This is a genomic window from Pseudomonas sp. 43mfcvi1.1 (genome assembly GCF_900115935.1).
Taxonomy (GTDB): Bacteria; Pseudomonadota; Gammaproteobacteria; order Pseudomonadales; family Pseudomonadaceae; genus Aquipseudomonas; species Aquipseudomonas bijieensis.
This window is the reverse complement of the sequence record NZ_UETT01000006.1, coordinates 236,979-252,670: the sequence shown is the minus strand read 5'-3', so window position 1 is coordinate 252,670 and position 15,692 is coordinate 236,979. Positions and strand designations below refer to the sequence as shown.

12 protein-coding genes and 1 riboswitch are annotated in these 15,692 nt (G+C 61.6%); of the genes, 1 reads left to right on the top strand and 11 read right to left on the bottom strand.

Translation table 11 applies throughout. The features are described 5' to 3' along the window. Positions 1-101: 101 nt before the first annotated feature. The 3 genes from DTP52_RS14180 to ltaE form a co-directional block, all read right to left on the bottom strand. A complete protein-coding gene (locus DTP52_RS14180) occupies positions 102-1,343 on the bottom strand; it encodes an aspartate kinase (protein WP_109753917.1) in 1,242 nt (413 codons plus the stop codon). An 89-nt stretch (positions 1,344-1,432) separates the two neighbouring features. Then, the gene (alaS, locus tag DTP52_RS14175; RefSeq protein ID WP_109753916.1) at positions 1,433-4,054 is read right to left on the bottom strand and encodes an alanine--tRNA ligase; all 2,622 of its coding nucleotides are present in this window, start codon (positions 4,052-4,054) and stop codon (positions 1,433-1,435) included. Between the two features lie 146 nt (positions 4,055-4,200). After that, entirely contained in the window at positions 4,201-5,205 is a 1,005-nt protein-coding gene (ltaE, locus tag DTP52_RS14170) for a low-specificity L-threonine aldolase (RefSeq protein ID WP_109753915.1), read from the bottom strand. Between the two features lie 270 nt (positions 5,206-5,475). Continuing rightward, positions 5,476-5,642: riboswitch (FMN riboswitch) on the top strand. Positions 5,643-5,743: 101 nt separating this feature from the next. Between ltaE and DTP52_RS14165 the strand changes: the two genes are divergently transcribed. Next, on the top strand, positions 5,744-6,253 hold the full coding sequence (locus tag DTP52_RS14165; protein WP_109753914.1) for a 6,7-dimethyl-8-ribityllumazine synthase: 510 nt from the start codon (positions 5,744-5,746) through the stop codon (positions 6,251-6,253). Positions 6,254-6,389: 136 nt separating this feature from the next. Here DTP52_RS14165 and astE read toward each other — a convergent pair whose 3' ends face one another. The 8 genes from astE to DTP52_RS14125 form a co-directional block, all read right to left on the bottom strand. Further along, positions 6,390-7,397, bottom strand: a complete 1,008-nt coding sequence (gene astE / locus DTP52_RS14160; RefSeq protein WP_109753913.1) for a succinylglutamate desuccinylase — start codon at positions 7,395-7,397, stop codon at positions 6,390-6,392. Between the two features lie 12 nt (positions 7,398-7,409). Then, positions 7,410-7,697, bottom strand: a complete 288-nt coding sequence (locus DTP52_RS14155; protein ID WP_003178862.1) for a hypothetical protein — start codon at positions 7,695-7,697, stop codon at positions 7,410-7,412. 69 nt (positions 7,698-7,766) lie between these two features. Next, positions 7,767-9,113, bottom strand: coding sequence for an N-succinylarginine dihydrolase (gene astB / locus DTP52_RS14150; protein ID WP_109753912.1), 1,347 nt, complete (start codon positions 9,111-9,113; stop codon positions 7,767-7,769). 172 nt (positions 9,114-9,285) lie between these two features. After that, positions 9,286-10,755, bottom strand: a complete 1,470-nt coding sequence (astD, locus tag DTP52_RS14145) for a succinylglutamate-semialdehyde dehydrogenase (RefSeq protein ID WP_162893861.1) — start codon at positions 10,753-10,755, stop codon at positions 9,286-9,288. Further along, positions 10,752-11,777 (bottom strand): arginine N-succinyltransferase, encoded by a 1,026-nt coding sequence (astA, locus tag DTP52_RS14140; protein WP_058543460.1) that lies wholly within the window; start codon positions 11,775-11,777, stop codon positions 10,752-10,754. Before astA ends, astD begins: the two co-directional genes overlap by 4 nt. 54 nt (positions 11,778-11,831) lie before the next feature. Next, positions 11,832-12,851, bottom strand: coding sequence for an arginine/ornithine succinyltransferase subunit alpha (gene aruF, locus DTP52_RS14135; RefSeq protein ID WP_047228784.1), 1,020 nt, complete (start codon positions 12,849-12,851; stop codon positions 11,832-11,834). A gap of 232 nt (positions 12,852-13,083) precedes the next feature. Further along, a complete protein-coding gene (locus DTP52_RS14130; RefSeq protein WP_109753910.1) occupies positions 13,084-14,304 on the bottom strand; it encodes an aspartate aminotransferase family protein in 1,221 nt (406 codons plus the stop codon). Between the two features lie 385 nt (positions 14,305-14,689). Continuing rightward, positions 14,690-15,670: a GlxA family transcriptional regulator gene (locus tag DTP52_RS14125; RefSeq protein ID WP_109753909.1), complete on the bottom strand. Its 981-nt coding sequence runs from the start codon at positions 15,668-15,670 to the stop codon at positions 14,690-14,692. Between the last annotated feature and the right edge of the window lie 22 nt (positions 15,671-15,692).

The window sequence follows — 15,692 nt, the reverse complement described above, 5'->3', positions numbered from 1 at the left end:
TACAGGCCTAGTATTGACCAGCGCGGGCAAAAGAACAGTTTTGGGACGCGCTATTCAGAAAAACAAAGGGCGCGGTCCAGCCGCGCCCTCAAGACAACGCTTTACTCGCCCTGTCGGGCGGCTGCGTCGAGTTCGAAAGCCGTGTGCAGGGCGCGCACGGCCAGTTCCAGGTACTTCTCTTCGATCACCACGGAAACCTTGATTTCCGAGGTAGAGATCATCTGGATGTTGATGCTTTCCTTGGCCAGGGATTCGAACATACGGCTGGCCACGCCTGCGTGGGAGCGCATGCCGACACCAACGATCGAAACCTTGGCGATCTTGGTATCGCCCACCACTTCCCGGGCACCGATCTCGCCAGCGGTTTTTTTCAGGATCGCTTCGGCAGACTGGTAGTCGTTGCGGTGCACGGTGAAGGTAAAGTCAGTGGTGTTATCGTGCGCGACGTTCTGCACGATCATGTCGACTTCGATGTTCGCGGCACTGATCGGGCCGAGAATCTTGAACGCCACGCCGGGGGTGTCTGGCACGCCACGGATGGTCAGCTTGGCTTCATCGCGGTTGAAAGCGATGCCGGAAATGATCGGCTGTTCCATGGATTCCTCTTCATCGATAGTAATGAGGGTGCCCGGCCCCTCTTTGAAGCTGTGCAGAACGCGCAGCGGAACGTTGTACTTGCCAGCGAATTCGACCGCCCGGATCTGCAGCACCTTGGAACCGAGACTGGCCATTTCCAGCATCTCTTCGAAGGTGATCTTGTCCAGGCGCTGAGCCACAGGCACTACCCGCGGGTCAGTGGTGTAGACACCATCCACATCGGTGTAGATCTGGCATTCGTCGGCCTTGAGGGCCGCCGCCAGTGCCACGCCAGTGGTATCGGAACCGCCACGGCCAAGGGTGGTGATGTTGCCGTGCTCGTCCACGCCCTGGAAACCGGCGACGACCACTACACGGCCAGCCTTCAGGTCGCTGCGAATCTTCTGGTCGTCGATCTGCAGAATACGCGCTTTGTTGTGCGCGCTGTCCGTCAGGATACGCACCTGGTTGCCGGTGTAGGACACCGCCGGCACGCCACGCTTGATCAGCGCCATGGCCAGCAAGGCGATGGTCACCTGCTCGCCGGTGGAAACGATCACGTCCAGCTCACGCGGGACCGGTTGCTGGTCGCCGCTGATTTGCTTGGCCAGATCGATCAGACGGTTGGTCTCGCCGCTCATTGCCGACAGCACAACCACCAGGTCATCGCCCGCATCACGGAATTTCTTAACCTTGTCGGCGACCTGTTCGATTCTCTCGACACTGCCGACCGAGGTGCCTCCAAATTTCTGTACGATCAAAGCCATTTCAAAGCCGCCTCTGCCCATGAAGGGCGCCCAATAATCACTCAACAGCGATCGGGCTCGTGACTAGACCACGAGCCCGCGGCGCTGCCTTAAATACCCTGCTCTACGAATGCAACGGTCTGGGCCAGTGCCGCGTCCAGTGCGCCGACGTCGGTACCACCGCCTTGCGCCATGTCCGGGCGACCGCCGCCCTTACCGCCCACTGCCGCAGCGGCTTGCTTCATCAAATCACCGGCTTTGAGTTGGCCAGTCAGGTCTTTGGTCACGCCTGCGACGAGAACGACCTTTTCCTCATGGACACTGCCGAGCAGGATCACTGCGCGGCCGAGTTTGTTTTTCAGCTGATCGACCAGCGCCAACAGCGCCTTGCCATCCTGGCCATCCAGACGCACGGCCAGTACTTTCACGCCCTTGACGTCCACGGCCTGGGCCGACAGATCGTCGCCCGCGGCGCTGGCAGCCTTGGCCTGCAACTGCTCGAGTTGCTTTTCCAGCAAGCGGTTGCGCTCCAGCACGGCCGACAGCTTGTCGATCAGGTTGTCACGACTGCCCTTGATCAGGGTTGCCGCTTCCTTGAGTTGTTCTTCGGCCGCGTTGAGGTACGCCAGGGCCGCAGCGCCGGTAACCGCCTCGATCCGGCGCACGCCGGAGGCCACGCCACCTTCGCTGATGATTTTCATCAGGCCGATGTCGCCGGTCCGGTTGGCGTGGATGCCGCCGCACAGCTCGACCGAGAAGTCGCCCATGCTCAGCACACGCACGCTGTCGCCGTACTTCTCGCCGAACAATGCCATGGCGCCCTTGCGCTTGGCGGTCTCGATGTCGGTTTCTTCGGTTTCCACCGGAGAGTTCTTGCGAATCTCGGCGTTGACGATGTCTTCCAGCGCCTTGAGTTGCTCAGGCTTGATGGCTTCGAAATGGCTGAAGTCAAAGCGCAGGCGCTGACTGTCCACCAACGAACCCTTCTGCTGGACATGCTCGCCCAGCACCTGGCGCAACGCTGCGTGCAGCAAGTGCGTGGCGGAGTGGTTCAGCGACGTGGCGTGACGAACTTCGGCATCGACATGAGCGGCCACCGGGGCCGCGATCATCAGGCTGCCGGAAGCCAGCACGCCGTGGTGCAGGAAGGCGCCGCCGGTCTTGGTGGTATCACGCACGTCGAAACGCGAGCTGCCGGCCTGCAAGTAACCGCTGTCGCCGATCTGGCCGCCGGACTCGGCGTAGAACGGGGTCTTGTCCAGCACGATCACGCCTTCCTGGCCTTCGCTCAGGATATCGACCGACTGCCCGTCCTTATAGATGGCAACGATCTTGGCCGAGCCGGTGGTACCGGCATAACCGGTGAACTCGGTGGCCACGTCAACCTTGACCAGGCTGTTGTAGTCCATGCCGAAAGAGCTGGCGGAACGCGCGCGGACCCGCTGGGCTTCCATCTCGCGTTCGAAGCCTTCCTCGTCGAGGGTCAGGTTGCGTTCGCGGGCGATGTCACCGGTCAGGTCCATCGGGAAACCGTAGGTGTCGTACAGCTTGAACACCACATCGCCCGGAACCACGTTGCCCTTGAGTTCGGCCAGGTCCTGCTCGAGGATCTTCAGGCCTTGCTCCAGGGTCTTGGCGAATTGTTCTTCTTCAGCCTTGAGTACGCGCTCGATGTGCGCCTGCTGGGACTTGAGCTCGGGGAAGGCGTCGCCCATCTCGGCCGCCAGTGCCGCAACGATCTGATAGAAGAAGCTGCCCTTGGCGCCCAGTTTGTTGCCGTGACGGCAGGCGCGACGGATGATCCGGCGCAGCACATAGCCGCGACCTTCGTTGGACGGCAGAACACCGTCGGCAATCAGGAAACCGCAGGAACGGATGTGGTCGGCCACCACTTTCAGCGAAGCCTGGTTGTCGTTGGTGCAACCGATGGCCTTGGCCGACGCGCTCAGCAGGCTCTGGAACAGGTCGATTTCATAGTTGGAATGAACGTGCTGCAACACCGCACTGATCCGCTCCAGGCCCATGCCGGTGTCGACCGACGGCGCTGGCAGCGGATGCAACACGCCATCGGCGGTGCGGTTGAACTGCATGAACACGTTGTTCCAGATCTCGATGTAGCGGTCGCCATCTTCTTCCGGCGAGCCGGGCGGGCCGCCCCAGATGCCGGCACCGTGATCGTAGAAAATCTCCGTGCAAGGGCCGCATGGGCCAGTGTCGCCCATGGTCCAGAAGTTGTCGGAGGCGTACGGCGCGCCCTTGTTATCGCCAATGCGCACCATGCGCTCAGCCGGGACACCGACCTCTTTGGTCCAGATGTCATAAGCTTCGTCGTCGGTGGCGTAGACCGTTACCCAGAGCTTCTCCTTGGGCAGGTTCAGCCATTTGTCGGAGGTCAGGAAGGTCCAGGCGAAGGTGATGGCGTCGCGCTTGAAATAGTCACCGAAGCTGAAGTTACCCAGCATTTCGAAGAAAGTGTGGTGACGTGCGGTATAGCCGACGTTTTCCAGGTCGTTGTGCTTGCCGCCGGCACGCACGCATTTCTGGCTGCTTACCGCACGGGTATAGGCACGTTTTTCCTGGCCCAGGAAGCAGTCCTTGAACTGGTTCATCCCCGCGTTGGTGAACAGCAGGGTCGGGTCGTTGCCCGGGATCAAAGAGCTGGAGGCTACTCGGGTGTGGCCTTGCTCTTCGAAGAAGCGAAGGAAGGCTTCACGGATTTCTGCGCTTTTCATTAGGTTCTTCCACGGAGGCTGCGGCCAAAGGCCTGTGCAAAACGTCAACAGACGAAGCAACGGCAAAGGGCCGCATTATATCGGCCCTGCGCGTGGGGTACAGCGTGTTTATGCGATAGAAACTGTCAATTGGCCCGGTTGACGGGTCAGTGGCGGGAAAATTCGACGAAAGTGGCGACCACCTGGTCGATTTGCGCCGCGCTCACGTCCATGTGCGTCACCATTCGCAAGCGTGGTGCGGCACTGAGCTTGACGCCCCGTTCATCGGCAAATGCCTTGATCGCCTCGGCCCGCTCGCCCATTTGCACGTAGACCATGTTGGTCTGCACCGGCTCGACCTGGTAACCCGCCGCCCGCAAGCCCTCGGCGAGCCGCTGGGCACTGGCGTGGTCATCGGCCAGACGCTGGACCTGATGCTCCAGGGCATACAGCCCCGCCGCCGCGAGAATCCCGGCCTGGCGCATACCGCCGCCCACCATTTTGCGCAGACGGCGCGCCTTGCCGATCAACTCGACGCTGCCGCACAGGACCGAGCCCACTGGCGCGCCGAGGCCTTTGGACAGGCACACCGATACTGAATCGAAGTACTGCGTGATCTGCCGGGCATCGACATTCAACTTGACCGCCGCGTTGTACAGCCGCGCGCCGTCCAGGTGCAGGGCCAGGCCATGCTCCCGGGTGAACTGCCGGGCCCGGGCCAGGTATTCCAGCGGCAGGACCTTGCCCTGCATGGTGTTTTCCAGGGCCAACAGACGGGTGCGGGCAAAGTGGAAGTCATCAGGCTTGATCGCCGCCGCGACCTGCGCCAGGTCCAGGGAACCGTCTGCCTGCACCTCGAGGGGCTGGGGCTGGATCGAACCAAGCACCGCCGCCCCGCCGCCTTCATATTTGTAGGTGTGGGCCTGCTGGCCGACGATGTATTCATCGCCTCGTTCGCAGTGGGCCATCAACCCCAACAGGTTGCTCATGGTGCCCGTAGGCACGAACAGCGCGGCGGCGAACCCCAGGCGCGCGGCCAGTTCGGCTTCGAGGCGATTGACGGTCGGGTCTTCGCCATACACATCGTCGCCGGTCGGCGCACTGGCCATGGCATCGAGCATGCCGGCGGTAGGTTGGGTGACCGTGTCGCTGCGAAGATCAATAACACTCATGAATCTGGCCTCGGTTGCTGGTGGGGGAATTCCCTTTCGAAGGGCAATTACTGCGGGCATGGCGAGGAATAATCAAGTCTGGTCGACGGAAAGGGCAACAACCTCCTTGTGTGCGAGCCGTGGGAGCAAAGCTTGCTCGCGATAGCGGTGGGTCAGTCGATATCAATACTGCCTGACCCGACGCCATCGCGAGCAAGCTTTGCTCCCACGGCTCGCTCCCACAAGGGGTTATGTGTTAAAAATCCTCCGCTGCCACAAACCATGGCGGCAAAACGTTCTCAGGGCGGGGTGCAATTCCCCACCGGCGGTAATTGCACGCAACGTGCATAGCCCGCGAGCGCTTGGCGATACACGGTTTTACGGTGTAGCGACAAGGTCAGCAGACCCGGTGTGATTCCGGGGCCGACGGTCATAGTCCGGATGAAGAGAGAACGGGATTGGCACCCAAGGGCCGACTGCGACTGTCTTGTACGCGGCGTACCCTCGAATCCCCTTCGATTCATGACGCCCTGTTTTTCACACAAACAGGAACCAGAACATGCAACCCACTGCAATCGATAGCAAAAGCAAAAGTCATCCAGGTGAGCGCGTCGCGTTCATCCAGGCCTGCTGGCACAAGGAAATCGTCGACCAGAGCCGTAAAGGCTTCGTCGCTGAAATGATCAACCAGGGTTATCAGGAAAGCGATATCGACTTCTTCGAAGTCGGCGGCGCCTTCGAGATCCCGCTGCACGCCAAGCTGCTGGCCAAGTCAGGCCGTTACGCAGGCATCGTCGCCGCCGGCCTGGTGGTGGATGGCGGCATCTACCGCCACGAGTTCGTCGCCCAATCGGTGATCAGCGGCCTGATGCAGGTCCAGCTGGAAACCGAAGTGCCGGTATTCTCGGTCGTGCTTACGCCGCATCACTTCCATGCTGGGGAAGAGCATCAGAAATTCTTCTTCGAGCATTTCGTGCACAAGGGCCAGGAAGCAGCAAAGACCTGTGCCGATACGTTGCACAAGACCCGGGTGTTGCGGCGCAGTGAACAGCGGGCGGTAGCGGTCTAAGGCTGGACGCAGATCCAAATGTGGGAGCGGGCCTGCTCGCGATGACGGAGTGTCAGTCGCTATAGATGTCGGCTGATATACCGCTATCGCGAGCAGGCTCGCTCCCACAGGGGTCTTGGGTCAGTTTGAAACTGAGTCAGGCCAGGTTTTCATCTGTCGCCGGCACAATCAGGATTCCCGCCCGCAAGCCATTCTTGACCTTGGGGTTGGGGAAGATGATCCGCGCGCCCTCTTCTTCGATCACCCAGCGCGTCTGGGCGATGTCCTCGGCTAGCACATAGCCTTTGCCCAGTTCCGAAAAGTTCTCGATGTCCGCCGGCAGGTTCAGGCGGAAACTGTCGCTGTGCTTGATGATTTCCCGGGCCACGCTGAACAGCTGCAAGCCATCGAGCCCTTCATCCAGCTCCGGCTCGTTGCCCTCGATGATCTGTTGCAGGCGGGTTTCCAACAGGCTGACGTTGACGCCGTCGTTTTGCCCGAATGGCCGGGCCTTGCCCAGTTCCAGGGTAAAAGACTCGGCGCCGAGCTGATCGTAGGTGTAGGCACTGAACACGATGGACGGCTTGTTCTGCAGCAACACCGCCTCCATGCCCGCGGCACGCAGGCGAGCCAATTCACGGCGTGAGTGCTGGCGACCGTCCTTCCACGGGTACAAGGCGAACTGCTCGATCTTCGAACCGCGAATGGCCGTATGCAGGTCGTAGTGCAGGCGACTGCGTTCTGGCCGACTGAAGAAACTCGCAGCCAGCCGCTCCAGCTCACAAGCCCGTAGCGCTTCAGGTCCACCGCTCAGCTCATGGCGACCATTGAACAATCGGTTGACGTCTTGTTCGACAAAGCGCTCACCGCGCCGGATGGCCTCGGGGTTGCCGAACAGGAACAGAATGCGTGCCCGTGGCTTCAGGTCGCCACGAGCAATGTCATGCAGCAAGCGGTCGAGCAATTCGATCGGCGCGGTTTCGTTGCCGTGGATACCGGCCGACAGCAGCAGGTCCAGGCCGTTATCCCGGGCTTCGGGCGGCTTGACCTCCAGCGCGCCCTCGCTCAACCAGCGCATCCGTACGCCTTCGACAGTCAGTTGAGTCTTCTCCGCCGGTTCACGGCCGGCGAGGGTCAGTTCAAGCAGTTTGCCGAGGGCGAGCATAGCGCGGTTTCCTTAATGGTCGTGGCCGCAATCCGGGCCATGGACATGGTCATCGTCGCCGACGTCCGCCGGTTCCATTTCCAGTTGCAGGCTGACCAGGTTGGTCGCCAATGGACGCAACAACAGGTTGGCGTATTCCTCGTCCCCCTCCTCGACGTCCACGCCGATCAGCAACTGGCCGCGACCGTCCTGCTGGATCCACAACTCCTTGCCTTGCCACATTACCGCGACGCGGGTGCAGGAGGTTTCCAGTTGGGTGCCGTCGGTGTCTTCAAGGATCAGCTGCAGGGTATCGCTCATGTCTTTACGTTCTCGTCTGGGGATAAGGCAACGCGCCCTGCTTTGACTGTAGTCAGGTCACGCGCGCTTTCAATTGATCTGGAAAGGATAAACCGCGCCAAGTTTAAGGATTTGTGTCAGTTCATCCAGCGCCGCACGGCATTCGAGCAGCAACTGCGGGTCTGCCAGGTCGTTTTCGGTCATGCGGTCGCGGTAGTGCCGCTCGACCCATTGGGTCAGCGAATCGTACAACGGCGCGGTCATGATAACCCCTGGGTTGACGGCTGCCAGCTCGGTTTCATTGAGGGCCACGCGCAACCGCAGGCAGGCTGGGCCGCCGCCGTTCTGCATGCTTTGCTTGAGATCGAAGACTTTCACCTCGCGAATCACCCCGCCAGTGCCCGTCAGGCCTTGCAGATACTGCCAGACGCGTTCGTTGCTGCGGCATTCTTCCGGCACGATCAACAGCATCGAACCGTCGGGACGCGACAGCAACTGGCTATTGAACAGGTAGGAACGCACGGCGTCATCGACCGTCACCGCTGAACGCGGTACACACACCGACTGAAATTTCCCACCGACCTTGGCGAGTTTGCTGCTCAATTCGGCCAGCATCTTGTCGGTCTCGAGAAACGCGTCCTCGTGATAGAACAGAACTTCGCCATTGCCCACCGCGATCACGTCGTTGTGGAATACACCCTGGTCGATCACCGATGGATTCTGTTGGGCGTACACCACGCCCTCCTCCCTCAGCCCGTGCAGGCGGGCAACGGCCTGGGAAGCTTCCAGGGTCTGGCGCGCCGGGTATTTCTGCGGCGCGGGATAGCGGGTATCAAAGGCACTGCGACCGAACACGAAGAATTCGACACCGGCCTCGCCGTAGGCGCGGCAGAAACGGGTGTGGTTGGCCGCGCCTTCGTCACCGAACTGCGCCACCGCCGGCAACGCGGCGTGATGGGCGAAGTGCTGCTGATTGGCAAACATCGCCCCCAGCACGCGACTGGTGGTCGGGTGTTCGATGCTGCGGTGGTACTTGCAGTTCAAGTTGGCGGCGGTGAAATGCACACGACCGTCAGCGGTGTCGGCGCTCGGGCTGACCGTGGCGGCGTTGGCCACCCACATGCTGGAGGCCGAGCAACTGGCAACCAGCAGCGGCATCGCTTCTTTCGCGGCCTGCTGGATGACCTGGGCATCGCTGCCGGCAAAGCCCAAGCGGCGCAAGGCCGCCACGTCCGGGCGCTCCTGCGGCGCCAGCACACCTTGCTGGAAACCCATGTCCATCAGCGCTTTCATTTTCGCCAGGCCCTGCAACGCCGCTTCCTTGGGGTTGGAGGACTGCTGGCTGTTGCTCTGGGACGCGACGTTGCCGTACGAGAGCCCGCCGTAGTTATGGGTCGGCCCCACTAGACCGTCAAAGTTGACTTCATAGGATTTCATCAGCGAGGCTCCACGAGAATCTGTTTTTTATAGGCATCAATAACAACCGAGTCGCGGCTATCGCGGGCAAGCCTTGCTCCCACAGGTTTTGCATAGCTCCTGTGGGAGCAAGCTCTACTCCCACTGGTTTTCATAACTCCTGTGGGAGCAAGGCTTGCCCGCGATGGCGGTCTCAAGACATGCGCACGCCGGGGGTCAGGGCAGCCGGCATGGCAAGGCTCGGGGTTTCCAGGGACGCCACCGGGTAGGCGCAATAATCGGCTGCGTAGTAAGCGCTGGCGCGATGGTTGCCCGAAGCGCCGACACCGCCGAACGGTGCGCTACTGGCCGCACCCGTCAGCTGTTTGTTCCAGTTGACGATACCGGCACGGCTTTGCAGCCAGAACTGCTGGTAACGCTCCTGGGAATCGGACAGCAAGCCGGCGGCCAAGCCATATTGCGTATTGTTGGCCTCGGTGATTGCCGCGGCGAAATCCTTGTAGCGGATCACTTGCAACAACGGCCCGAACAGTTCTTCATCAGGTCGCTCGGCCACTGCCGTCACGTCCAGGATACCCGGCGTCAGCAATGCAGCCTGGGCCTGCGGCTGGGTCATGCTCAACAGGGGCACGGCGCCCTTGCCCAGCAAATGGTTTTGCGCATCCATCAGCGCCTTCGCCGCGCCCAGGGAAATCACCGAGCCCATGAACGGCGCTGGCTGCTGGTCAAAGGCCCCCACTTCGATGGTCGAGCTGACCGCCACCAGGCGCGCCAGCAAGGCATCGCCCCAGGCGCCTTCCGGCACCAGCAGGCGGCGCGCACAGGTGCAACGCTGCCCGGCGGAAATGAAAGCGGACTGGATAATGGTGTAGACCGCCGCATCGACGTCCGCCACCTCATCCACCACCAGTGGATTGTTACCGCCCATTTCCAGCGCGAGGATCTTGTCCGGGCGCCCGGAAAACTGTTGGTGCAACAGATTGCCGGTACGGCTGGAGCCGGTGAAAAACAGCCCATCGATGCCCGGATTGGCCGCCAGGGCGATGCCGGTTTCCCGGGCGCCTTGCAGCAGGTTCAGCACGCCCGCCGGCAGCCCGGCCTCGACCCAGCACTTGACCGTCAGCTCGGCGACTTTCGGCGTCAGCTCGCTCGGCTTGAACAATACGCTGTTGCCGGCCAGCAGGGCTGGCACGATGTGGCCGTTGGGCAAATGGCCGGGGAAGTTGTAGGGGCCGAACACCGCTACCACGCCGTGAGGCTTGTGGCGCAACACGGCGGTGGCGTCGCCCAGCGGGCCGCTCTTCTCGCCAGTCCGCTCACGGTAGCTTTGCACCGAAATGGCGACTTTGTTGACCATGCTGGTCACTTCGGTCGCCGCTTCCCACAACGGTTTGCCAGTTTCTTCACCGATGCAATGGGCCAGTTCGTCAGCGTGTTTTTTCAGGCTCGCGGCAAAGGCTTCCAGCACCTGGATGCGCTCGTCCAAAGTACGTCGTGCCCAGTCCGGGAACGCCTGGCGCGCGGCCTGCACCGCCGACTCCACTTGCGCCGCCGTGGCGCCGTTGCCCGACCACAACACCTGTTGAGTCACCGGGTTCAACGACTCAAAGAGGTCGCCCTGACCTTCCAGCCAGCTTCCTGCGATATACAGCGACTTCATCATTTCGACTCCCGTGCAGCGGACAACGCGACGGCACGCACCTGATCGCCGGCGTTGAGTTGAAGACGTTTGGCGGTCAGCGGATCGACCACCAGCGTACCAGCGGCCAAGCGCGCCGGTGCGGCGGTGATGCGGCAGTCTTCGCGCTTGCGGTTATGGATGAGGAACGGCGTGGCGTCATCGCCCGGCGTGCCGATGGCCAGGACCAGCGCCTGGCTGTCGCGAATCGCGCGGATCTTGCCGGTTTCACACTCCACCGCTGGGCCGGCGTCGAAGATGTCGACGTACCCCTGGTAACTGAAACCTTCGCTCTTGAGCATCGACAGCGCAGGCTCGGTGTCAGGGTGAACCTGGCCGATCACGGCCCGGGCATCTTCGGACAAGAAACAGGTGTACAGCGGGAACTTGGGCATCAGCTCGGCGATGAACGCCTTGTTGCCCACACCGGTCAGGTAATCGGCCTGGCTGAATTCCATCTTGAAGAAGTGCCGGCCCAGGCTTTCCCAGAACGGCGAACGACCGTTGTCGTCGGACATGCCACGCATCTCGGCGATGATCTTGTTGCCGAACAGTTGTGGGAACTCAGCAATGAACAGCAGCCGCGCCTTGGCCAGCATCCGACCATTGAGGCCACTGCGGAAATCGGCATGGAGGAACAACGAGCACAGCTCGGAATTGCCAGTCAGGTCGTTGGCCAGGAACAGGGTCGGGATTTCCCGATAGATGTTCAATTCCTGGGACGCGCTGACCGTCAGGCCTACCCTGAAGTTGTACCAGGGCTCACGCAGCCCCACGGCACCGGCGATGGCGGAAATACCGACCACGCGACCGTCATCGTCTTCGAGCACGAACAGGTAGTCCGCGTCACCGCGCCCGGCTTCGCCGCGAAAGGTCTTCTCGGCCCAGCCGACCCGATGGGCCAGGCGTTCTTCATTGGCCGGCAAGGTGGTCAGGCCGGTGCCAGTGCTGCGGGCCAGGGCGATCAGAGCGGGTAAATCGCTGCTGCGTACGGGACGAACGATCATGCTATCTCCTCAAACGGGTCGCTCACGCCACCCGCGAAACTCAGCCGTAAGGCGTTAAACCGCTACCAGGCGCACGCTGGCACCCTCGCCAACGCCCAGGGCTTCGGCCGCTTCCATGTCCAGGGTCACCGGCTTGCCCGGCGCGTAGTCGAGCTCCAGTAATACGGCGCGGTAATCCTGCAACTGGGCGTTGGCCACCAGGTATTGCCGGCCCGCCCCCTTGACCGGCTCACCGAGCTTGACCGGCACCACGCGGCTCTGGGCAATCGAGCGGATCCCCGAGACACGGGCATGCAGGGTCGGGCCACCGTCGAAGATGTCGATGTAGTGATCGGTTTCGAAACCCTCGCGCATCAGGATGTCGAAGGTGATCTGCGCCCGCGGATGGACCTGGCCCATGGCTTCCTGGGCCGCGTCCGGCAACAGCGGCACGTAGATCGGGTAATGGGGCATCAGCTCGGCAAGGAAGGTGCGGCTTTTCAGCCCGCACAAACGCTCGGCGGCGGCATAGTTCAGGTCGAAGAAGTTGCGACCGATGGCGTCCCAGAACGGCGAGTCGCCATTCTCATCGCTGTAGCCGACGATCTCGGTCACCACCGAATCGGCAAACCGTTCCGGATGACTGGCGACGAACAGCAGGCGCCCGCGGGAGTTGAGTTCCGACCATGGCGAACCGACCAACTCCGGCACCACATAGAAGCTGGTCAGCAGGCTGTTACCGGTCAGGTCGTGGCACTGGGAGAGCACGTGGATCTTGTTGTGGATCTTCAGCTCACGGGAGGCGTGGACGAAGGTCTCGTTGCGAAAGCTGTAGAACGGTTCGGAATAACCGGCCGAAGCAACGATAGCCGAACAGCCCGCCAGCTTGCCGGTCGCGGTGTCTTCAAGCACAAAGAAATAGCTCTCTTCGCCGTTGAAGCTGACTTCGGCGGCAAACGAGGCTTCGCTTGCGGCGATCTTGTCGCTCAGGCGTTCCACGTCATCCGGCAAGGAAGTGACACCGATCGGACTGTCCGCAGCCAGACGCTGTACCTCGCCCAGATCAGCCATTTGCGCGGGGCGCATCACCAGCATGGTGTCACTCCTTAACTTGAAATAAAGGGTTCGACCGTTGGGTCGACAAAGAGAAAAAATACCGGACCTGCCTCCCTATTGACTCAAAAGTGGGAGCAGGTTTGTGGGAGCAAAGCTTGCTCGCGATGCAGGCAATGAGTTCTACCTGCAAGGCCGAGGCGATCCGTCGCGAGCAAGCTTTGCTCTCACAAAAGCCCGGCTCCACATTGGAGCCGGTACAGTCTGTAAACAATCAGGCTTGCGTCAGCTTCGCCGCAGCCCGCTCGAAACGGTCCAGACCAGCATCGATATCGGCGTCTTCCACCACCAGGCTCGGGGCGAAGCGAATCACGTCCGGGCCGGCTTGCAGGATCATCAGGCCTTCCTGTTCGGCGGCGTTGAAAATGTCCTTGGCCTTGCCCTTCCAGGCATCGTTCAACACGCAGCCGATCAACAGGCCCAGGCCACGCACTTGGGTGAACAGGCCGTATTTCGCGCCGATCTGCTCCAGGCGCGTCTTGAACTTGTCGTGCTTGGCCTTGACGCCGGCGAGCACTTCAGGGGTATTGACCACATCGATCACCGCTTCGGCTACCGCGCAGGCCAGCGGGTTGCCGCCATACGTCGTGCCGTGAGTGCCGACGACCAAGTGCTTGGCCAGTGCTTCGGTGGTGAGCATCGCCGCGATCGGGAAACCACCGCCCAGGCTCTTGGCACTGGTGAGGATGTCCGGGATCACGCCGTAGTGCATGTAGGCGAACAGCTCGCCAGTGCGGCCCATGCCGGTCTGCACTTCGTCGAAGACCAGCAGCGCGTCGTGCGCATCGCACAGGTCACGAGCACCTTGCAGATAAGCCAGTTCAGCCGGCAGCACACCGCCCTCGCCCTGGATCGGTTCCAGAACCACGGCGCAGGTCTTGTCCGAAACAGCCGCTTTCAAAGCGGCCAGGTCGTTGTAAGGAACGTGGGTGATGCCAGTAATTTTAGGACCGAAACCGTCGGAGTACTTCGACTGTCCGCCGACGTTGACGGTAAACAGGGTCCGACCGTGGAAGCTGTTGAGCGCGGCGATGATTTCGTACTTCTCGCTGCCGAAACGATCGAACGCGACACGACGGGCCAGCTTGAAGGCGGCCTCGTTGGCTTCGGCGCCGGAGTTGCAGAAGAACGCGCGCTCGGCAAAGGTTGCGTCGACCAGTTTATGGGCCAGGCGCAGGGCCGGCTCATTGGTGAAGACATTGGACACGTGCCACAGCTTGTTGGCCTGTTCGGTCAGTGCGCCGACCAGTGCCGGGTGGGCATGGCCCAGTACGTTGACTGCGATACCGCCAGCAAAGTCGATCAACTCGCGACCGGACTGATCCCATACGCGGGAACCGGCACCACGCACAGGTATGAAGGCAGCAGGTGCATAGTTGGGAACCATAACCTGGTCGAAATCGGCGCGTTGTACCGCGGCTTGCTCAACGGACATCGGAGTCTCCTGATGAGGAACACCCGCCTGGAACTGGCGGGCTTGGTAAGGATTGTAAGGACAGTTTTCAGCCCGGCCTTGCCGCCAAGCGACAACTTCTTATAGCGCCAACCCACGTTTTTCGCGGGTTTACGGCAATGCGACAAATAGCGTCGCAAAGGCGCAGTTTAAACGTTGGCAGCGGATTTGAGGCGCCCGCCTCGAGATTTGATTCAGACGCTTCCCCCTTGCCAGGCACAACACTTGTGGCGAGGGGATTTATCTGTGGGAGCAAAGCTTGCTCGCGATGAACGATAACTCGGTTAGCCTGCACAAACGTGGCGCCTGCATCGCGGGCAAGCCTTGCTCCCACAGACCCACTCACCACAAGGCGGCTGTGTCAACCCTAGCCCCGCTCGGACGGCACCGACGACAGTTCGAACGGGCTGCTGCTGCGCCGCTGGTTCCGATCTTCCCGGGGCGTGGCGCCGAAGAAGTTGCGGTAGGCGCTGGAGAAATGCGGCCCTGAAGAGAACCCGCAGGACAGGCCGATCTGGATGATGGACTTGCTGGTCTGCATCAGCATCTGCCGGGCCTTGTTCAGGCGCAGCTCCAGGTAGTACTGGCTTGGCACGCGGTTGAGGTATTGCTTGAAGATCCGCTCCAGTTGTCGACGGGACACGCACACATGCTGGGCGATTTCGTCGGTGGTCAGCGGCTCTTCGATGTTGGCTTCCATCAGCAACACGGCCTGGGTGAGCTTCGGATGGCTGGAGCCGAGACGATTCTGTAGCGGGATGCGCTGGCGCTCGCCGCCCTCGCGGATGCGCTCGACCACCAACTCTTCGGACACCGCGCCGGCCAGTTCCGCGCCATGATCGCGAGCCAACACCGCCAGCAACAGGTCCAGCACCGACATGCCGCCGCAAGCGCTCAGACGATCGCGGTCCCAGTCGAACAGATGACTGGTGGCAATGACCTTGGGGAAGCGCTCGGAGAAGTCATCCTGCCAGCGCCAGTGCACGGCGGCACGGTAACCGTCGAGCAAACCCAACTGAGCCAAGGGATAGACACCCGCGGACAAACCACCGATCACACAACCGGCGCGCACCAGTTGCTTGAGGGCACTGCTCAGGGGCGAGGCCAGCGCGGTCGGCGGCTCATCGGCCAGCAGGAACAGCTTCTGGAAACCCTCGAGCTTGCCGGCCCAGGGCTCGCCCGGCAGTTGCCAGGCGCCGTCGACCGGCGGCTCGGCCTGCAAGAACGACAATTCGTAGACCACGTCCGGATGCACCCGCTGCGCGACACGCAAGGCCTCCTCGGCCAGCGCCAGCGTCAAGGCTTTAGTGCTGGGCCAAATCAGGAAACCTATTCGATGGGCAGTCATGGCGGGCAATCCGAAGCGAAAA

Excerpts from the sequence above, each read along its gene's own strand:
- alaS (WP_109753916.1), bottom strand. The coding sequence starts at position 4,054 with ATGAAAAGCGCAGAAATCCGTGAAGCCTTCCTTCGCTTCTTCGAAGAG.
- DTP52_RS14165 (WP_109753914.1), top strand. The coding sequence starts at position 5,744 with ATGCAACCCACTGCAATCGATAGCAAAAGCAAAAGTCATCCAGGTGAG.
- DTP52_RS14155 (WP_003178862.1), bottom strand. The coding sequence starts at position 7,697 with ATGAGCGATACCCTGCAGCTGATCCTTGAAGACACCGACGGCACCCAA.
- ltaE (WP_109753915.1), bottom strand. The coding sequence starts at position 5,205 with ATGAGTGTTATTGATCTTCGCAGCGACACGGTCACCCAACCTACCGCC.
- aruF (WP_047228784.1), bottom strand. The coding sequence starts at position 12,851 with ATGCTGGTGATGCGCCCCGCGCAAATGGCTGATCTGGGCGAGGTACAG.
- DTP52_RS14180 (WP_109753917.1), bottom strand. The coding sequence starts at position 1,343 with ATGGCTTTGATCGTACAGAAATTTGGAGGCACCTCGGTCGGCAGTGTC.
- astA (WP_058543460.1), bottom strand. The coding sequence starts at position 11,777 with ATGATCGTTCGTCCCGTACGCAGCAGCGATTTACCCGCTCTGATCGCC.
- astE (WP_109753913.1), bottom strand. The coding sequence starts at position 7,397 with ATGCTCGCCCTCGGCAAACTGCTTGAACTGACCCTCGCCGGCCGTGAA.
- astB (WP_109753912.1), bottom strand. The coding sequence starts at position 9,113 with ATGAAATCCTATGAAGTCAACTTTGACGGTCTAGTGGGGCCGACCCAT.
- DTP52_RS14130 (WP_109753910.1), bottom strand. The coding sequence starts at position 14,304 with ATGTCCGTTGAGCAAGCCGCGGTACAACGCGCCGATTTCGACCAGGTT.
- DTP52_RS14125 (WP_109753909.1), bottom strand. The coding sequence starts at position 15,670 with ATGACTGCCCATCGAATAGGTTTCCTGATTTGGCCCAGCACTAAAGCC.
- astD (WP_162893861.1), bottom strand. The coding sequence starts at position 10,755 with ATGATGAAGTCGCTGTATATCGCAGGAAGCTGGCTGGAAGGTCAGGGC.